This window comes from Deltaproteobacteria bacterium (assembly GCA_019310525.1).
Lineage (GTDB): Bacteria > Desulfobacterota > DSM-4660 > Desulfatiglandales > HGW-15 > JAFDEE01.
In genome coordinates this window covers 13,206-32,348 of sequence record JAFDEE010000016.1, presented here as the reverse complement: position 1 = coordinate 32,348, position 19,143 = coordinate 13,206, and the positions used below count along the sequence as shown (strand labels likewise).

15 protein-coding genes are annotated in these 19,143 nt (G+C 55.4%); all 15 read left to right on the top strand.

Features of this window, described 5'->3' with window-relative positions:
* The first annotated feature begins 168 nt into the window (after positions 1-168).
* The 15 genes from JRF57_04360 to mutT all read left to right on the top strand — a co-directional run bounded on the left by JRF57_04360 (position 169) and on the right by mutT (position 19,133).
* On the top strand, positions 169-3,549 hold the full coding sequence (locus JRF57_04360; GenBank protein ID MBW2302927.1) for a PAS domain S-box protein: 3,381 nt from the start codon (positions 169-171) through the stop codon (positions 3,547-3,549).
* A gap of 20 nt (positions 3,550-3,569) precedes the next feature.
* Complete coding sequence (locus JRF57_04355) at positions 3,570-3,908, top strand: STAS domain-containing protein (GenBank protein MBW2302926.1); 339 nt, start codon at positions 3,570-3,572, stop codon at positions 3,906-3,908.
* 89 nt (positions 3,909-3,997) lie between these two features.
* Complete coding sequence (locus JRF57_04350) at positions 3,998-5,224, top strand: hypothetical protein (GenBank protein ID MBW2302925.1); 1,227 nt, start codon at positions 3,998-4,000, stop codon at positions 5,222-5,224.
* A gap of 4 nt (positions 5,225-5,228) precedes the next feature.
* Entirely contained in the window at positions 5,229-6,242 is a 1,014-nt protein-coding gene (locus JRF57_04345; protein ID MBW2302924.1) for a hypothetical protein, read from the top strand.
* Entirely contained in the window at positions 6,209-7,693 is a 1,485-nt protein-coding gene (gene pelF, locus JRF57_04340) for a GT4 family glycosyltransferase PelF (protein MBW2302923.1), read from the top strand. Before JRF57_04345 ends, pelF begins: the two co-directional genes overlap by 34 nt.
* On the top strand, positions 7,668-9,065 hold the full coding sequence (gene pelG / locus JRF57_04335; GenBank protein ID MBW2302922.1) for an exopolysaccharide Pel transporter PelG: 1,398 nt from the start codon (positions 7,668-7,670) through the stop codon (positions 9,063-9,065). The genes pelF and pelG overlap by 26 nt, the downstream gene beginning before the upstream one ends.
* Positions 9,058-10,095 carry an endo alpha-1,4 polygalactosaminidase gene (locus JRF57_04330; protein MBW2302921.1) on the top strand — a complete coding sequence of 346 codons (1,038 nt, stop codon included), beginning with the start codon at positions 9,058-9,060 and terminating at the stop codon, positions 10,093-10,095. Before pelG ends, JRF57_04330 begins: the two co-directional genes overlap by 8 nt.
* Before the next feature lie 137 nt (positions 10,096-10,232).
* A complete protein-coding gene (locus tag JRF57_04325) occupies positions 10,233-10,418 on the top strand; it encodes a DUF2065 domain-containing protein (protein ID MBW2302920.1) in 186 nt (61 codons plus the stop codon).
* Positions 10,419-10,494: 76 nt separating this feature from the next.
* Complete coding sequence (gene queA, locus JRF57_04320) at positions 10,495-11,550, top strand: tRNA preQ1(34) S-adenosylmethionine ribosyltransferase-isomerase QueA (protein ID MBW2302919.1); 1,056 nt, start codon at positions 10,495-10,497, stop codon at positions 11,548-11,550.
* A gap of 71 nt (positions 11,551-11,621) precedes the next feature.
* A complete protein-coding gene (gene tgt, locus JRF57_04315) occupies positions 11,622-12,749 on the top strand; it encodes a tRNA guanosine(34) transglycosylase Tgt (protein MBW2302918.1) in 1,128 nt (375 codons plus the stop codon).
* A gap of 134 nt (positions 12,750-12,883) precedes the next feature.
* Positions 12,884-13,204 (top strand): preprotein translocase subunit YajC, encoded by a 321-nt coding sequence (yajC, locus tag JRF57_04310; protein ID MBW2302917.1) that lies wholly within the window; start codon positions 12,884-12,886, stop codon positions 13,202-13,204.
* Positions 13,205-13,409: 205 nt separating this feature from the next.
* The gene (gene secD / locus JRF57_04305; protein MBW2302916.1) at positions 13,410-15,011 is read left to right on the top strand and encodes a protein translocase subunit SecD; all 1,602 of its coding nucleotides are present in this window, start codon (positions 13,410-13,412) and stop codon (positions 15,009-15,011) included.
* 77 nt (positions 15,012-15,088) lie between these two features.
* Positions 15,089-16,165: a protein translocase subunit SecF gene (secF, locus tag JRF57_04300; protein ID MBW2302915.1), complete on the top strand. Its 1,077-nt coding sequence runs from the start codon at positions 15,089-15,091 to the stop codon at positions 16,163-16,165.
* Positions 16,166-18,112, top strand: coding sequence for a tetratricopeptide repeat protein (locus JRF57_04295; GenBank protein ID MBW2302914.1), 1,947 nt, complete (start codon positions 16,166-16,168; stop codon positions 18,110-18,112).
* Positions 18,093-19,133 carry an 8-oxo-dGTP diphosphatase MutT gene (mutT, locus tag JRF57_04290; protein ID MBW2302913.1) on the top strand — a complete coding sequence of 347 codons (1,041 nt, stop codon included), beginning with the start codon at positions 18,093-18,095 and terminating at the stop codon, positions 19,131-19,133. Before JRF57_04295 ends, mutT begins: the two co-directional genes overlap by 20 nt.
* Positions 19,134-19,143: the final 10 nt, after the last annotated feature.

The following is a 19,143-nucleotide window of genomic DNA, read 5'->3' as shown; positions in this document are numbered from 1 at the left end:
CCCTTTTGATATCGTAACTCCTTGAAAAAATGTGATTTTGGGGTTGTATCAATTGTGTTTTCACTCCCCTGACGGCCTTCCTTGTTCTCGAGGGTCGAAAGAGTCCCCCCGTCTCCTACCAGGTTTCCGGCTGAAAACCCCTGGTGGGTCAGACTACTGGAGGCGGCCATGACGAGACTATTTATGATCAAAGGCCCCATGCAGGGGCGTGCCTTTGATCTCAATGATGAGATCACCTCCATCGGAAGGGCCTTAGATAATGATATCCAGCTCGACGACCCTTCCGTTTCGAGGAAACATGCCAAGATATTCCGGGAAGGGGAGAAGCTTTACATCGAAGACCTCCAGAGCCAAAACGGGACCCTGATCAACGGCCGGCCCATCACCCCTTTTGAGAGTGTAGAGCTGAAACGGGGAATCTCCATCGCCATGGGCAACATCCTTTTTATCCTTGGCGAAGGGGCGATTGAAAAGGGCCGGGCGGCCGAGCAAGCCGTCGAGGCCGATGGCGTCAAGGATGAAAAGACCCGGGCCTTGGATCAAACCCTGGTCACGGACAGGAAACACCTGGAACTCATCTATGAGGTCTCTGCCGCCCTTATGCGGTCCTTGGATCTCCGTGAGATCTGCGAAAAGATCATGAAGGCCCTCTTCTTTCATTTCAGGAGGATCGACGCGGGCTTTATCCTGCTGGTGGATCCGGAGACGGGGAAACTACGGGAAGTCTTCTCCCGGGCCAGGGATGCCGAAACCTCCCCGAAGACAAAGTACAGCAAGAGTGTGATCGACAAGGTCCTCAAGGATGGAAAGGCCGTCATGATTTCCGATACCCGGGGCCAGGCCCTTGAAGAAGGGACGAAGACCCGTAGCTCGGATCTTATCCGTTCCATAATGTGTGTGCCCCTGGTGGTCCGCTCCAAGGTCCGGGGGATCCTTTATGTCCACTCCGTGGGGGTTCCACAGGGTTTCCAGAAAAAGGATCTGGCCCTTTTTGCCGCCCTCAGCAGCCCCGCGGCCGTGGCCCTGGAAAACGCCAGGCTCTATTTAGAGGCCAGGCGGGCCGGGGAAGCCCTTCGAAAGGCACGGGATGAATTGGAAAAACGGGTGGAAGAACGCACCCGGGAATTGGTCCAGGCCAACGAAAGACTCGCCCGCGAGGTGAACGAGCGAAAGCGTTCTGAAAAGGCCCTCAAGGAGAGCGAGGAGAAATACCGGGATCTTTTTGAAAATGCCCATGATCTTATTCAGGCGGCAGCGCCTGACGGCCGGCTCCTGTATGTCAACCGGGCCTGGATGGAGACCCTGGAATACACTCCCGAAGAGGTTTCCAACCTCTCCATGTTCGATGTCATGGCGCCGGAGTGCAGGGATCAATGTCGAAAGGTGGTAGAGGATGTCCTTTCGGGCAAGGGCCCGGGATATATCGAGGCGGTCTTCTTGAGTAAAGGCGGCGCCCGGATCCTGGTGGAAGGAAACATCAACGGAAGTTTTCGGAGTGGTGAGCCGGTCTCCACCAGGGCCATCCTGCGGGACGTAACCAAGAGCAAGAGGGTGGAAGAGGCCCTCCAACTCAGCGAAGAAAGGTTCAAGAACATCGCGGCCTCGACCCGGGACGCCCTTATCACCCTGGACAGTGACGGTAGGGTCTCCTACTGGAACAAGGCGGCCGAAGAGATGTTCCAGTACGGGGCGGACGAGGTGCTCGGCAAGGAGCTGCATGGTTTTCTCGTGCCTGAAAGGTACCGGGAGGCCGTCAAAAGGGGTTTTGAAACATGGAAAAGGACGGGGGAGGGGCCGGTCCTGGGAAAGCCCTATGAAACGACCGCCCTCAAGAAGGATGGGACCGAGTTCCCAGTAGAGCTGTCTCTTTCCTCCACCAAGGTCCAGGGCCGGTGGCATGCCGTGGGAACCGTGAGGGACATCACGGAGCGGAAGCGGGCCGAGAAGGAACTGGAAGAGCGGACAGAAGCCCTGGACGCAAGGGTCAGGCAGCTTAAATGCCTTTACGGGATCTCAAGGCTCAGGGAGCAACAGACCTCCTCCCTGGATGCCTTTCTCGAGGGGGTGGTGGAGCTTTTGCCCGTTTCCTTTGAGGGCCCTGGCGGAGTCTCGGCCCGTATTACCCTCGAGGGCAAGGTGTATCTGTCTCCGGGCTTTCAAGAAGGCCCCTGGAAGCGATCCCGTCCCATAGTGGCCGGGGACCGGGAGGTGGGCACCCTGGAGGTGTTTCTGGGGGGCACAGGGGAGGAAAGGGATCCCATTAACAGGGAGGATGAGACCCTGCTCAATGTGGTGGCCGAACAACTGGGAAAGGCCATTGAGCACGGGCGGGCCCGGGAGGCCCTGGCCATGGCGAGGGAGAGGGAAGTGGAAATCGCCTCCCGGATCCAGCAGGCCTTGCTCCTCGGCACCCCGCCGAAGAAGGTGCCGGGCCTGAAGGTGGCGGCTGTGACCGTCCCGTCCCAGAGGATTGACGGTGATTTCTACGATTTTTTCACCCAGTCGGATCAGTGCATGGATGTTTTGATCGGGGATGTCATGGGAAAGGGAATCCCTGCCGCTCTACTAGGCGCCGCCATCAAGAACAGCTTCGTCAGGGCCCTTAGCGATTTGATCCCCGTCTCCGAGTCCTTCCCTCCCCCGTCGGCTATTGTACGTCGGGTACACCAGAGGATGGTAAACGAACTCATGGAACTCGAATCCTTTGTCACCCTTTGCTATGCACGATTTGATCTCGTGGGGGGGCGGGCTGAGATGGTGGACTGCGGGCACACCCGCACCGTTCATTTCCACCATGCTTCCGGGACCTGCAGTACGGTCAAGGGTTACAATATGCCCATGGGGTTCAGCCCCGATGAATCTTACAGCCCTCTCTCCTTTCCTGTAGAGCCCGGAGACGTTCTGGTATTTTACTCCGACGGGATCACGGAGGCCCGGAACCGGAGCGGTGGATTTTTCGGTGAAGGACGGCTTACCGAATGTGTCAAGGAATATGCTTCTCTGGATCCGGAGGACCTCCTCTCTGAGATCCGCTCTTCTGTAATCACCTTTTCGGGTTCTGAAAACTTCACGGACGACCTGACTTGCATAGTGGTCAAGATAGAAGCCGACAGCCACCTCACACCCCTGCTCCGCCTGGAACTGGAAATATCCAGCGAGACCGGACAGCTTGCCAGGTTGAGGGACTTTGTCCAGGATCTCTGCCAGAGAAATATCAATCCTCCCATGGACATGGACAATACATGGCAACTGGGGCTTGCGGCCAACGAGGCGGCCACCAATATCATGAAGCACGCCTACCGGGGACGGAAGGACCGCAAAATCCACATAGTGGCGGAGGCTTACGTGGACCGGATCCTCCTCCGGCTCAATCATTGGGGTGAGGGGTTCGATCCGCCGGATTTGTCCGCTCCCCCATCCTCGGAGGGATTGACGGAAAGGGGGTACGGGTTGTATCTCATTAAGACCTATGTCGATGAAGTCAGTTACACGAAAAGCCCCGATGGAATGAACTCCGTAATGCTTGTCAAGAAACGGAAAAAACTTTAGCGTGGGAGGCCTCTCGTCCAATGGACTTTTCAACGGAGAAGCACGGTGATGTGGTGGTCCTGTCGCTCCAGGGAGATGTACTGGATGCCGACAACAGTCAGGAATTCAAGAAGGATATCGCATCCGTCCTGGAATCGAACAAAAAGGTAGTCTTTGACATGAGGACGATGCGTTTCATAGACAGCTCAGGATGCGGCGCCCTGCTTTCCTGCGTGCGGAAATTGAAAAACTCTGAAGGGGATTTGAAACTCTTCGGGCTTTCGGAACAGGTCCGGTCCCTGTTCCAGATTATCCGCCTGGACCAGATCCTTGATATATTCGATACCAAGGAAGAGGCCGTCAAGGCCTTCGAGTCCTGAGCCGGGTTCACTCTCCAACCCCTGGAAACGCTGATTGCTTATACTGAAATCCTGAAAAATCGAGCTTCTTCGAGGGAGGAAAACAGGCCTTGCCGCTCGGCAAAACCATTGACGGCCACAACAGGTACACCCCCCACCTTGTGTTTCTCCTGGAGATCGTGTTCCTTTATGGAGGCCTTTGGTTCCTCTGGAACAAGGGGATCCTCCCCTTGGATCTGCTCTTCCTGTGTTTGACCGCTACAGGTTTCCTTCTGGCCCTATATTACGGCCTCAAAGGAGCGGTGGCCGGCCTCCTGGCCTTTGCACTTCTTATCACGGTGATCACCCACCGAAGCCTCATCCCTTTTCTTTCCCATCATTCCTTGAAGGCCGGATTTTACCTCGGGGTCCTTTTGATCACGGGCTTCGTGCGTTCCAACGCCGAAAGACAGAACAAGGGCCTGGAATTGACCAACCTGGTGCTGAACCAGCGGGTTGAAAAGCTGACCGTGGAACTCTCCGCCAGGGACCGGGCCCTCCAAGAGGCCTTCCATCAGGTCCTCTCCGACATGGAGACCCCGAGGATCATGTATCAGGGGCTCAGGAGAATTGAGAGCATGGGGGACCTGAAATCCTTTTTCGACGAGATCCTGTACCTCCTTTATACCCATTGCCACGTGGAAAAATCCGGGATCTATCAGGTTCTGGACGGGAAGAGTTTCAAACGGGTAACTGTTTTCGGGGCCTCCAGTCTGCCCGGGGATCTGAAGTGGAGGGATGAGGAGATTCCGGAAATCCTTAGGGTGGCCCTGGCGGAACGGGAGGTGATCATCCCCAAGGAGATGGACAACCGCTTCGTGATGGCCATCCCGATTCTTTCAACCTTCGACAAGCTCCTTTACATCATTATTCTGGAGGAAATCCGCTTCATCAATCTATCCGAGAACCTGATCAGTCTACTCAAAGTGGCCGCCTTTTGGATAAAGTCCATGATCGAAGGACGCCTGTACAGGGACGAATTGCTTACCCTGAGTGTATTCACCACGGTGGTCGTGTACCGGGAAGACGTCGCGCGACGCATCCTCAAAGACAGCATTTCCCGATACAAGCGATACCAGTTGCCCTTTTCACTTTTGCGGATCCGTGGGTCCCTGAGTGAGGAGGAGGCCCGGGGGCTCTCTTCCTCCCTCAGGCTTTACGATGAGATCTTCATGCTGGGGGAGAATCACTTCCTGGTATTCCTCTCCATGGCGGACGAGACCAGCGCAAAACTTGTGCTCAACCGCCTCTCGGGAAAATATCCGGGGCTATCCATGGAAACGGCAAAGGAACCCTGAGACCATGAACATCATCCTTTATCTCTTCTGGGCCGTGAGCGAGGCAGCTTCAACGGTTTTCCTCCTCAGGGGATTTCACCGGTGGAACGATGTGGCAGGCTTTACAGGCTCCCACCTGGCCGCCATGGTCTTCACCTTTCTCATCTTCCTTGTCCTTTCGGGATCAGACCAAACCCTGAAGGGCAGGGTCCGGGGAAAGGGTTTTTTTCTGTTCATGGCCTCCCTCTCAGCCGTCCCCGTGGCGGGTCCGGTCCTGGCCCTTTTCGTGGTGCTTTTCTTACGGTACTACCCCATTTACCAGGTTCGCTCCGAGGCCTTTGAGAAGGTCAGGAGGGAAAACCTGGTGGTGTTCCAGAAGCAGATCGAAGCGCGCGCCCTCCCTATAACGGAGGCCCTTCTCATCCGTGGTTTGAGCCGTTCCGACGCCCTGAAGATGCTTGCCGTCGTGGGAGAGATGGGATGGTCCTCGACCAAGTCGGGGCTGCTCAGATACATGATCCGGCTCAGCCCTTTCCAGAACGTGGTGCTTATGGCCATCGACATGCTTCGAAAGAAGATGGACGAAATCCTTGCAGAGGCCGCTCGCATCGAGGCCCTGGAGGATCCCGACAGAACCCAGCTTCAGCGGCTCGCTAACCTCTACCATGAAATCAGTTACCTCGATCTCTGCGAACCGGTTATGAAGCAATTTTACCAGGAAAAGGCCTGCAACTATGCAGTCGCGGCCTTTCAAAAGGAGTTCACGGAGGATGACGCCCTCCTGTCCGTAAAGTACCTGCTTGAAGCGGACCGGGTCCGGGAGGCCAGGGAGGTGTACGAGACCGTTCGGGAGAAGGGTGATTATTTCTTTCCGAAATGGATCACCTATGAATTCGAGCTGGCGGTCAGGCTCCGGGATCAGGAGACCTTTGACAACCTGTACCTCCTTATCGAGTCGGGCGGGGGGGTTTTCATACCGGAGAAGGTTAAGGAGGCGGCAAGGGCTTGGAAAACCGTTCTGACATCTGCCTGGTTGTAGAGGGCAGTTACCCCTATGTTACCGGAGGGGTGGCTTCTTGGCTCCAGTGGCTCATGGAGAATCTTCCAGAGTTCACCTTTTCCGTGGTGGCCCTGATCGCGGAAAAGAAACGGGAGGAAGATCGGAAATACCCTTTCCCTCCGAACCTCGTGGCCTATGAGGAGTACGTCCTCTTTGATTACAGTGAAATCGAGGACAGCGTCCCCCTGACCCTCTCCCGCCAAAGGTGGCGGGAACTCCAGGAGAGGCTCTACCGCCTCATGAAGGAATGGCGGCGTGGAGTTCTATCGGAAGAGAGCATCGGAATTCTCAGGGAAGTGGTCCTTCAGGCCCCTACGGGAATATTCCGTAACTTCCTCGAAGATGAAGGTGCCTTCGCCTTACTGACCCGCCTGAATGGAGAATTCCGGGAAGATGCGGGTTTTGTGAAATACTTTTACAACTTCAGGAATATCCATCTGATCTTCTTCCGCGTTCTCACCCTCATCCCCCGTTTGCCTTCTTCGGCCCTCTATCATGCGCCGGGGACCGGTTTCGCGGGATTCATCGCCTGTTTGAGAAAGGCCCTATATGGGACGCCTTCCATCATCACCGAACATGGAATCTATCTTCAGGAAAGAGAGATGGAACTCCTGAAATCGGACTGGCTGGATGACCCTTATCTCAAGGACATGTGGATCGAGGCCTTCACAGCCCTGTGTCACTGGCAGTATGGATTCAGTGACAGGATCATCACCCTCTACGAGGGGAACAAAAGGCTGGAAATGGAGTACGGCGCCCGGGAGGGTCGAATCCAGGTGATCCCGAACGGGATCGATGTTGAGCGCTTTGTCTCCGCCCGCTCCCCCCGGTGCAGGAGTTTACCCCGGACGGTGGGCTTCGTGGGCAGGGTGGACAGCGTCAAGGATATCAAGACCTTCATCCAGGCCATGGCCATGGTCAGAAAGGAGTTCCCCGAGATGCAGGCCCTGGTGATCGGCCCCACCAGCGATCAGCCGGGATATTTTCAGGAATGCCGGGACCTTATCAGAATGCTGGACCTTGAAGAGACCGTCACCTTCACAGGAAGGGCCGACGTCCTTGACTATTACAGGAAAATGGATGTCCTCGTCCTTACCAGCATCAAAGAGGCCATGCCCCTGGTGGTGATGGAGGCCATGGCCAGCGGCGTCCCGGTGGTAGCCACGGACGTGGGGGCCTGCCGGGAGCTTCTCTACGGGCGGGAAGATGACGAGATGGGAGAGGCCGGCCTGGTGCGGGGCGTCATGGACGCAGAGGGGATTGCAGAGGCCACGGTCAGGATTCTCGGGGATCCCCGGTTGGCCGACCGACTGGCGGAAAGCGGAATCAGGCGGATCGAGGCCTTTTACAGGGAAGAGCGGATTGCTGAAGAGTACAGAGAAATTTACAGGGAGTTGTTGAGGCATGCCGGGCACCATTTTTCTGCTTGAAAGAAGAACCAAGAAGCCCCTTTTGACCCTCTCAGCCGTGAGGGAGGCCGGGGATTCCTTCGAGGCCATCGGCCCGTGGTTCCTCACGGTCTTTTCCCTGGTGGTCATGGGACTTGGGGTGAGTATCATCACCGGGAAACCCCCTCTTCTCTTCTACCTCATGATAACCTATGGAACGGCCCTTTCCCTGATCCTCTCCTCCCCACTGCACTCCATGTTCGCACGGTATCTTGCCGACGAAATCTTCCTGGGACACCTCCAGGAGGTTGCGAGCGGCATGCTGGCCCTGACGGTGTTGGTAGCCGGTCTGAGCCTCGGCCTCTCCTCCCTGATGATCTTCTACTTTTCGACCATCTCTGCAGCCCTTAAGGTCGGCTTTGTGGCCCTCACGACCATCCTTTCTCTCCTCTGGTGCATCAGCAGTGTTTTTTCCGCCCTCCAGAAAGAACGGTTGATGTTCAAGCTTTTCATCGGGGGGGTTTCCTTCGGTCTTTGCCTCTTTCTCCTCATGAAACCTCGGGGTACGGAAAGGCTCCTGCTGGTATTTTCCATTGGAATGCTCGTGCCTACGGCGGGGGGGTACGGGTATCTCGTGAAGCTTTACATGAGGGAAAAACTCTTTTTGAACTGGGCCTTTTTGAGGAAAAAGGGGGCCGGCCGCCTGGGGTTTTCCCTTTTTTCATTCACCCTTGGGTTCTGGGCCGACAAGATGGTTTTCTGGTTTTTCCCGGGAACGGGTGATGCCTATGACCCTTTCTTCCATTACTCTGCCGAATACGATTTTCCTTTCTTCATCGCCATTACCCTCATGATGATCGGATCCCTGCTCGTTTACAAGGGCATGAAAAGGCGCATCACAGGTCCTTATGAAGCCTTTGTCTACAAACTTTACAACAATTTTCCCTTTCGTGAGCTGGCCCTTGAAAAATTCAGACTTGTTCAGGGGATCGGCCAGGTTTCATCCTCCATCCTCCTCTTTTACGGAGGGCTGTCCCTGCTCGTGCTTTTCTTCCTTTACTTCCGATCCATTCCGTTCCCGTGGAAGAACCCCTTTGTGTTCCACTATCTTCTCCTGGGATCGATTTTCTTTTCGCTTTATTTCTTCTATTTTCTCGTCCTGCAATATCTGGACGATTTCAAGGGGCTGGTGCTTCTGAACACCCTGTTTCTTTTTACCAACTCCGGATTTACTTTCATCTCCATTAAACTGGGCTGGAAGTTCTTTGGAACGGGATTCATGGCAGCATCGGTGATTTCAGCCCTTACGGCCTTTTTCCTGGTGAATGGAAGGGTGGGAGGACTGGAGTATGAGGTTTTCAGGAAAGCCGTTGAGGAACAAAGGAAGGAAAAGGGGAAAGGGAGTAATGGGTGATATGAGGCCCGGATCTTCAGAAAAAGATTTCCTATACCGACTCTTCATAATTTTTGGGCTCATCCTGGTTCTCGCCTGTTCCGGGGCCTGCGCCCATTATCCTCCGGCCAAGGATTATCGGGGGGAAATGCGCCGGTTCGTGATCAGCATCAGCCGCTATGCAAAACACCTCCGTCCCGATTTCGCCGTCATCCCTCAAAACGGCGTTGAACTCCTGACATTGAATGGTGAGGCAACGGGTCCGCCGGCCTGGAACTACTTGGATGCTATTGATGGAATCGGGCAGGAAAGCCTGTTTTACGGGTACGATAAAGACGACAAGGCCACACCGGATTCCTTAAGGAAGGTCATTTTGCCCTTCCTGAACCTGGCCAGGGAGAGGGGGTTGGCCGTCCTGGTGACGGACTACTGCCGGACCCCTGAATTCATGGAGGATTCCTACGCCCGAAACGCTGAAATGGGATACCTGAGCTTCGGGGCTGAAAGCCGGGACCTGGACCGGATTCCCTCCTATCCCCGACCGCCGTTCAAAGCCGACTCCGCCCCGATCGGCTCCCTTGGGGAGGCGAAAAATTTCCTATACCTGATCAACCCGGGGGAGTATTCGAGCAAAGACGCATTCATTTCGGCCGTCTCCGCTACCGACTATGATCTGGTGATCCTGGATCTTTTTTTCGGCGACAAACCTCTGACGCCCAGTGATCTTACCATCCTTAAACGAAAATCCGGTGGGGGGAAACGGCTGGTCATCGCCTACATGAGTATCGGGGAGGCGGAGGAGTACCGGTATTATTGGCAAGAGGAATGGAAGAAGCATCCACCGGAGTGGCTCGCGGAAGAGAATCCCGACTGGCCCGGCAACTACAAGGTCTGTTATTGGGATCCGGAATGGCAGGGAATCATTTTCGGCAATCAGAAGTCTTATCTCAAAAAGATCCTTGATGCAGGTTTCGACGGGGTCTATCTTGACATCATCGACGCCTTTCAGTACTTCGAAGACAGGGATGAAGCGGAAAGAGCGTCGCAATGAGCCGGTGGGCCCAACACATCATCGAAGGAACCTTTTCATCCTGTCTCGTTTGACTTCCCACCCTCCCGCCTTTATGATAGATCGATTTTAACGGGCTCCTTCTACGATCGATTGCGAACCGGGCTCTTGAGGTCCTTATGAAGTCATTACTGTGTCTCATCGGCTTGGTACTCCTCGTGGAGGGCATTCCCTACTTCGTCTTTCCCGATAGGATGAAGCGCTGGATGCGAACGCTTCAGGAGGTCCCTGACGGGCGACTACGGGCTCTGGGATTCGCTGCTATGTGCGCAGGTCTGCTCCTGGCCTACCTTTCGAGGCGATAGTTCCGAAATCGGGACAAAAGGTTTGACTTTACCGTCCATATTATTTAAGTTACGCCCCTTAAGTCAGTATTTTTAAATGTTTAACCTCGAAGACTACGACTACGACCTGCCGGGAGAATATATCGCCCAGACACCCTTGGAGCGCCGTGACGATTCGCGGCTCATGAAGGTGGATCGTGCCCGAAGGTTCTTCTCGAATCATCGTTTTCGCGATTTGCCCCGGTTGCTGAAATCAGGGGATCTTCTGGTGGTCAACAATACCCGGGTCGTCCCGGCCAGGCTTTTCGGGCGTAAAGAGAGCGGCGGGCGGATCGAGATCCTGGTCCTTGACCACGCTCCTCCGGGGAGGAGCGGTAATGATATCCGGTGGTGTCTTCTTAGATCTTCAAAGCGACCCCGCCGGGGAAGCCGCCTGTTCTTTGATGGAGAAATCACAGGCCATGTGAAGGATCTGGGAGAGGATGGGCTTGTACGGATCGCTTTCGAAGGCCCCGTTCCCCTTGATACAATCCTGGAGGAAAAGGGGACCATGCCCTTGCCTCCCTATATCAGGAGATCGGCCGATGACGGGATGGAGGCGGTGGACCGGGAGAGGTACCAGACCGTTTTTTCCAAAGAGAAGGGGGCTGTGGCTGCTCCCACTGCCGGTCTTCACTTTACCGGGACGGTGCTCAAGAGCCTGCGAGAGGCCGGGATCGAAGTGGTCGAGCTGACCCTTCATGTAGGACATGGAACCTTCCGGCCGGTAAGGACGAAAGATATCAGGAAACACCACCTGGGAAAGGAATCCTACCGGGTCGGCAAGGAAACCGCCGAGGCGGTCAACCGCTGCAAAGCCGAGGGGCGACGGGTAATCGCCGTTGGGACGACAGTAGTCCGGACCCTGGAGACCTTGGCCGATTCCGAAGGGTACATCACCCACGGAAACGGAACCACGGACCTTCTTATCACCCCGGGATACCGTTTCAAGGCAGTGGATGGACTGATCACCAATTTTCACTTGCCCAAATCCTCTCTCCTCTTCCTGGTCTCCGCCTTTGCCGGGCGCGAACTGATCAAGGAGGCCTATCAATGGGCGATGGAAAAGAGATATCGGTTTTACAGCTATGGGGACGCCATGGTGATCTTGTAATGCCTTGTGAAAGGGAAGAAGCAGGGGCGGAAGGGCACCCCCCCGGAAAAGAGTGGAGATTATAGTAGGTATTGGATTTTACGGTCTGTCAGAGGCACGGCCTGGGCCGGGCAAGGATCGGGAAGATCCAGACCCCCCACGGAAGCTTCGAAACCCCGGTTTTCATGCCGGTGGGAACCCAAGGGTCTGTTAAGGCCCTTTCACCGGAAGATCTGGAGGAGGTGGGTGTCCGGATTATCCTTTCCAATACCTATCACCTGTATCTCCGACCCGGGCACCAGGTCATTGAAAAATTGGGGGGGCTCCATGCCTTCATGAGCTGGAACGGCCCCATCCTGACCGATAGCGGAGGATTTCAGGTTTACAGCCTGGCCAAGCTCAGGCATATCACGGAGGAGGGAGTAACATTCCAGTCCCATCTGGACGGATCGAGGCACTTTATCGGGCCCAGGGAGGCCATGGAGATCCAGCAGGCCCTGGGAAGCGATATCATGATGGCCTTTGATGAGTGCGTTCCCTATCCGGCCGACTACGAATATGTCAGGAGATCGGTCCGACTGACAAGCCTGTGGGCGGAAAAATGCCTGGAATACCGGAGGGAAAGTCGCCAAGCCCTCTTCGGCATCGTTCAGGGCGGAATGTATCCTGACCTGAGGGCCGAGAGCGCCAGGACATTGGTGGAAATGGGTTTTTCGGGATACGCTCTCGGAGGCCTTTCCGTGGGAGAGGATATGGAGACCCGGCTGGAGATGATCAGGGCCACCGTTCCACTTCTTCCGGAAGACAAGCCGGTTTACTTGATGGGGGTCGGCAGGCCCGAGGATATCCTGGAGGCCGTGATGCTGGGCGTTGACATGTTTGATTGCGTAATGCCGACCCGCAACGCCAGAAATGGGACCTTGTTCACCCAACAGGGAAAGATGGTGATCAAAAACGCCCGTTACAGGGAAGATCCCAGGCCCGTTGAGGAATCCTGCAGGTGTTATACCTGCACCCACTTCTCGCGGGCCTATTTGAGGCATCTTTTTCTGGCCAGAGAGATCCTGGCTTACCGGTTGAACACCATTCACAATCTCTCATACTATGCACGCCTCATGGAGGAGATCAGGGCGGCCATACGGGAAGATCGTCTTGAAGCGTACAGGGAGACGTTTTACAGGCTCCGGGAACGGGGCCTGGAAGAAGACGCCTATGAATGAACCGTCGCGTGTGGGATGAAAACGAGGCGCCGCTTCCCGCGGATTTCAAGGAATGCCTTGGAGATCGGGAATGGGACGCCCACATGGAAAACACGCCTCGCCCCCACCCGACCAAAAGGATGGAGGTTACAGTTATGGAATCTATCGTTTATGCCATGGGAACCGGTGGAAGCGCCGGAGGCCAGGGGTCTGGCATGGGGGCTATCGTTCCCCTTCTCATAATGTTCGCAATCTTTTACTTCCTGCTCATTCGGCCCCAACAGAAAAAGGCCAAGGAACACCGGGCCATGTTGTCGGCCCTGAAAAAGGGTGACAGGGTCGTCAGTTCCGGGGGGCTCCACGGAGTAGTCACCGGGCTCGCAGACGATGTCGTGACCGTGGAGATCGCTCCGAAGGTCAGGGTCAAGATATCGAGATCGGCCATTGGAGGAGTGATCAGGAAAACGGAGTCTTAGATCACGAACAGCTCCGGAGAGAAGGTGTTCCCGGGCCCCTGCTTTTTTGCGGGCGGGCGAGGATACGGGTCCGGGTGCCGCCCCTCGATATGGAAAGGATTGGCTTGAAAGAATCTGACGACCGGCCGGGGTTGTCAGGAGAGGGCTGGCCGGGGTTCGAACGTGTTGAGCGGACTTTTTCCAAATACCGTCAAAGGAGTGAGACGTGACAAAGAATCTTAGCTGGCGGGGTGCCATCGGGGGGGCCCTGATACTTATCGCCTTTCTTTATCTGGTCCCTTCCTTGAGCAAAGAGCTTCCCCCCTGGTGGAAGGGGATCTTTCCCAGGGATAAAATCCACCTGGGACTCGATCTTCAGGGAGGGATGCACTTGGTCCTGGAGGTTGATGCCGAGAAAGCGGTGGAGAGCAGCCTTGAGAGAATCATAGAAGAGTTGCGCCACGATTTTCGGAAGAAAAAGATCCGGTATCTGGAACTTAAGCGCAGGGGAGCGGAGGGGATCCAGGTCACTCTGATCAGGGAAGAGAGCGCCTCCGACCTGAAGGATCTCATCGACCGGAACTATCCGGATTTCGAGATCAAGCGGGGGCCCAAGGTTGAAAACGGGGTGGCCTTCCTGTTGGACCTGAGCCCAAAGGCCCGGAATCACATCATGAAGATGGCATCCGATCAGGCCCTTGAGACCATCCGCAACCGGGTGGATCAGTTCGGTGTGAGCGAACCTGACATCCGCCCCCAGGAAAATCACAGGATCCTGATTCAACTCCCCGGGATCCAAGACCCGAAGAGGGCCATTGAATTGATAGGAAAGACGGCACTGCTGGAATTCAAACTCCTGGACGAGGAAAACAGCCTTGAAGACGCACTCAAGGGGAACATCCCACCCGGGGATGAAATCCTGAAACAGGTGACCGTTGACCCCCAAACCGGCATCAAAAAGGAGGTCCCTTATCTTCTTAAGAGGCGAACCCTGCTGACGGGCGAGTACCTGACGGATGCCAGGGTCCAGATCGACAGCCAGTACAACGAACCTTACGTGTCCATCGCCTTCGACGCCCGGGGGGCTAAACTCTTCGAGAGGATCACTGGAGAACACATTGGAAAAAGGTTGGCCATCGTTCTCGACAACCATGTCTATTCCGCACCCGTAATTCGGGACAAAATATCGGGCGGAAGGGCGCAGATCACCGGCAATTTTACCATGGAAGAGGCCAGGGACCTGGCCATCGTGCTCCGGGCAGGGGCACTGCCCGCCCCTGTGAAAATCCTGGAAGAGAGAACCGTTGGGCCGTCCCTCGGGAAGGATTCCATTCAAAAGGGCCTCAAGTCCATGGTGATCGGGGGCGCCGCGGTGGTACTCTTCATGGTGCTCTACTATGGACTCTCGGGACTGGTGGCCGACATGGCCCTGTTCTTGAACATCCTCTTCATCATGGCGGGACTGGCCTTTTTCGGGGCGACCCTGACCCTCCCCGGAATTGCGGGCATCATTCTGACCATCGGCATGGCCGTGGACGCCAATGTTCTTATCTTTGAGCGTATCCGGGAAGAATTGAGGCTCGGGAAACCCCCGCGCGCAGCCATTGACGCGGGGTATGCAAAGGCCCTGGTCACCATCCTTGACGCTAATGTTACGACCTTCATCGCGGCTCTGGTCCTCTTCCAGTTCGGGACCGGACCGGTCAGGGGATTCGCCGTCACCTTGAGTATCGGTATCGTGGCAAGTTTCGTAACAGCGGTGTTCATGACCCGCATAGTATTCGATTACTTTTTCACGGTGAAACGGCAGACGAAGCTGAGTATTTAAGCGCGACAGGCTGATGGGTTTCCCGCTCGGGCCAGCCGGGGCGGGTGGAGGACAAATAAAAAAAGGCAGGTCATTCTATGGAATTCATTAAACCAGGGATCAACATCGACTTTATCGGGAAAAGGAAAATCGCTCTTTGCTTTTCGCTGACGCTGATCTTCCTGACGGTCATCCTGCTCATCTGGCGGCAGGGTCCCAATTATGGTGTCGATTTTACAGGCGGGGTGCTTATCCAGGTCAAGCTGGCGGAAAAAGAGTCTCCCGCCGATATCCGAAAGGCCCTGGAGCCTATCCAACTCCAGGACAGCATTATCCAGGAATTCGGAGAGAGGGGCCATGCCGAGTACCTCATCCGGGTAAGAAAGACCGATATTGAACTCTCCGGGCTCGATGAAAAAGTCAAGAAGGCCCTTGAGGATCATTTCGGAAAAGAAGCGGATATCAGGCGGGTGGAGATGGTCGGCCCCAAAGTGGGAAAGGACTTACGGCAAAAGGCCCTTTTCGCCATATTTTACTCCATCCTGTTCATCGCCATTTACATATCCGGCCGCTTCGAACATCAGTGGCTGATGAGCATCATCATGGCCATCTCCCTGGCCATCGTAGTATATGTGGCTTCCGGGTTCGGGGTAAGTGTAACTTGGCTGATCCTGCTCGCCCTCTTGGTGACCCTGGGCCTTTGCTGGTTCCTCAGGCTGAAGTACGCCCTAGGCGCTATCATCGCCCTGATCCACGATGTCACCATAACGGTCGGGGCCTTCGCCATCACGGACCGGGAAATATCCCTCTCCATCATTGCGGCCTTCCTCACCATCGTGGGGTACTCCCTTAACGACACCATCGTGGTGTTCGACCGGATCCGGGAAAACCTGGGGCGCTACCGGAGGAGAAGCTTTGAAGAGATCATGAACAGCAGCATCAACGAGACCCTGAGCAGAACCATCCTCACATCATCCACGACCCTGGTCGTCGTTATCGCCCTCTTTATCTTAGGGGGCGGCGTAATCCATGATTTCGCCTTCGCCCTGCTGGTCGGGATCGTTATCGGCACCTATTCTTCCATCTTTGTGGCGAGCCCGATCCTTCTCGTGTGGCAAGGTCGTTTTTCCGAAAGCTCGAAAATCAAAAAAGGTCTGGTCAGGACAGGACGTTGATTGGCTAGAACGACAAAAAAGAAGAGAAAAAAACCTCGCCCTCCACGGACCACCCCGTGGATTGTATTGATCCTGCTCATCGCTGCAGCAGGTCTACTGTGGTGGTCATGGCCTTATCTGTTTCCTGAATCCCCTCTCTTCAATTATCTCGTCGTGGAAAAAAACGGTCAGCCCTTGAAACTCCTCAAGGGTGAGATCCTGGATCTCCATCCCCGCGACAGACTCAGAATCCTTGAAATCTCCACCAACCGCCTCTTCAACCGGGAGATCCGGCTTTATTCGCCGGACTTCGATGTCAATGCGCTTTTTTTCGAGGAAATGGGCATATCTCAACTGATACCCGAAAAGGATATCTTTGAAGGGCGGACCATCAAAATCACAGTCAAGCAACGGAACAGGACCCTGGGGGAAGTGGCCTTGCGTGTCGAACCCCAGGTCGAGGACTGGCTTGAGCGGGCAAATCGCATAATCGATAAGACCCGCAAGGTTGCATTTCTCGAAAAGGCGCTGGAACAACTACCGGGGGATCCCGAAGTGAGGAAGGCCCTCATAGAGGCCTATGCGGCGGCCGAAAAATGGAAGGATGCTGCGCGGATGCTGGAAAAAGAGGCCGCCGGCAAGCAGGACGAAAAGATCCTTACGAGGTTGCTCGGGATCTATGAATCCGCTTCCGACAGGGCGGGAATCATCTCTGTGCTTGAAAGGCTGATCAGGCTTCACCCTGAAAACGGTGCGCTTCATCTTCGCCTGGCCGAGGAGTTGGAGGCCTCTGGAAAGATTCAAGAGGCCATCAGGTCCTACGAGGCGGCCCTCAAAGGTGTGAAAGGCCCTCAGAGCGCCGCCCTATATAAAACCTTGGGCTATCTCTATTCCAAGACGAATCAGACGGTAAAAGCGATCGATGCCTACCTCGAGGCCCTCAAAAGAGATCCTAAGGATGTCAACCTCTATTACAATCTCTCCAGTCTCTATGAAAAGGAGGGAAACAAAAAAAAGGCGGACGAGTATCTCTCAAAGGCGATCGATTTAAACAAGGCCGACCTTGATGGGCGCATCAGCCTGGCTGAAAGGTATCTGAAAGAAAAGAAGCTCAGGAAGGCGGAAAAGTATCTGCGCCAAGTCCTCAAGGAGAGGCCCGATTCAATCGAGGCCTTGACCCTCATGGTATCCGTGGCGGAGGCCAAGAAGGACAAAAAGGCATTGCGGGATCTCTATCTGAAGCTCCTGGCCCTTAATCCCCAGAATGATACCCTCCTTTACAATATCGGGGTCCTCGAATTCGAGATGGGGAACCAGAAAAAGGGCGCCAAATATCTTGAGAGGTTTTTGAAAAACCATCCCAACGACAGGGAGACCCACAATCTCTTATTTGATATCTACCGACGATTAAAAAGGGCGGATCAGGCTTACAAGGAGGCCCTGACCCTGATCCGTTTGAATCCGAAAGATCCGACCCCCTACGTCTATATATTCGAATATGCAGACAAAAGGGGTGCCTATCAAAAGCTCATTCCCATTCTGGAAAAAGGGCTTCAGGCCCTCCCCCATAATGAGTCCTTGCGGGAATACCTGGTCGTCGCCTATCTCAAGACGGGAGCCGAAGAGGCTGCCCTTTTGGAGCTTAAAAGGCTCGTGAAGTCCCGCCCCCGTGATGTTTCCCTCCTGCTGCAGGTGGCGAGACTCCAGGACAAAAAGGGGAGGTTGAAGGAGGCCCTGGAGACTTACAGGCGTATCCTTGATATTTCCCCCCAACACGAAGAGGCCAGGAAGGCCTATATCCGCTTGCTCCTCGAACAAGCCAGGATCTTGGAGAACGAGGGCCGGGAGAGGGACGCCCTGGAGGCCTACAAGAAAGTCCTGGAAATCGATCCCTCAATGGAGGAGGCCGAGGATGCCTACCTCAGGCTCCGGTTGAAAGTCCTGCCCCATGAAACCCGGAACCCCTAAACCCCATTTATTCGTCACTGCCGGCCTGATTTGGAAGGAAGGGCGGCTCCTGATCGCCAGGCGTCCCCCGGGTTTTCATATGGCCGGATTCTGGGAATTTCCGGGGGGAAAGCAGGAGCCGGGAGAAGGGCTTCGCGAGTGCCTCAAGCGGGAGATCCGGGAGGAGTTGGGGATCGAGGTCCAGCCGGGGGCCCATTTCCTGACCGTAGAGCACGAATACGAGACCCGAAAGATTACGCTCCACGTTTTTCATTGCACCGGTATGAAGGGACGTCCTGTCTCCCGGGAGGGCCAGGAGTTCAGGTGGGTTTTCCCGGAAGACCTTCCTTTGTACCGCTTCCCGCCTCCTGACCGGACGGTTATCGAGGCCCTTCAAAAGGATTCCGGTGGATGTACCCGGAAAGGTGGCCGGCAGGCAGTGCAAGGAGGAAAAGATATGGATGAATACCGAATCAAAGACCTTGTTCGAAAGACGCGAAGTATCAGGAGATACGAGGAAGGAGCGCCGGTCTCCCTGGATGTCCTGAGGTTCCTGGTGGACCTGGCACGCTGTTCGGCCTCCGCAGGGAATCTCCAGCCCCTCAAGTATATCCTTTCCAACGAAAAAACCAAAAACGAGACGATCTTCTCGACCCTCTCCTGGGCGGCCTATTTGGAGGACTGGAAAGGCCCCGGCGAGGGGGAGAGGCCCGCAGCCTACATCATCGTGCTGGGGGACAGGGAGATCACAACAACCTTCGGGTGCGACCACGGGATCGCCAGCCAGAGCATCCTGCTGGGGGCAGCCAGCATGGGTCTCGGGGGGTGTATCGTGGGATCCGTGGAGCGGAAAGTCCTCCGAAGAGAGCTATCCATTCCTGACCGCTACGAGATCCTCCACGTCATTGCCCTCGGGAAACCCAAGGAAACCGTGGTGATCGAGCCCCTGGGGCCCGATGGAGACATCCGTTACTGGAGAGACACCTCAGGCATTCATCACGTCCCGAAACGCTCCCTGAAAGAAATCATCCTCTTTTCCTGAGAGGAGATCG

Coding starts and splice junctions, on each gene's coding strand:
- JRF57_04325 (MBW2302920.1), top strand. CDS start 10,233: ATGAAGTCATTACTGTGTCTCATCGGCTTGGTACTCCTCGTGGAGGGC.
- secF (MBW2302915.1), top strand. CDS start 15,089: ATGGAATTCATTAAACCAGGGATCAACATCGACTTTATCGGGAAAAGG.
- JRF57_04330 (MBW2302921.1), top strand. CDS start 9,058: ATGGGTGATATGAGGCCCGGATCTTCAGAAAAAGATTTCCTATACCGA.
- mutT (MBW2302913.1), top strand. CDS start 18,093: ATGAAACCCGGAACCCCTAAACCCCATTTATTCGTCACTGCCGGCCTG.
- JRF57_04360 (MBW2302927.1), top strand. CDS start 169: ATGACGAGACTATTTATGATCAAAGGCCCCATGCAGGGGCGTGCCTTT.
- JRF57_04345 (MBW2302924.1), top strand. CDS start 5,229: ATGAACATCATCCTTTATCTCTTCTGGGCCGTGAGCGAGGCAGCTTCA.
- JRF57_04355 (MBW2302926.1), top strand. CDS start 3,570: ATGGACTTTTCAACGGAGAAGCACGGTGATGTGGTGGTCCTGTCGCTC.
- queA (MBW2302919.1), top strand. CDS start 10,495: ATGTTTAACCTCGAAGACTACGACTACGACCTGCCGGGAGAATATATC.
- yajC (MBW2302917.1), top strand. CDS start 12,884: ATGGAATCTATCGTTTATGCCATGGGAACCGGTGGAAGCGCCGGAGGC.
- pelG (MBW2302922.1), top strand. CDS start 7,668: ATGCCGGGCACCATTTTTCTGCTTGAAAGAAGAACCAAGAAGCCCCTT.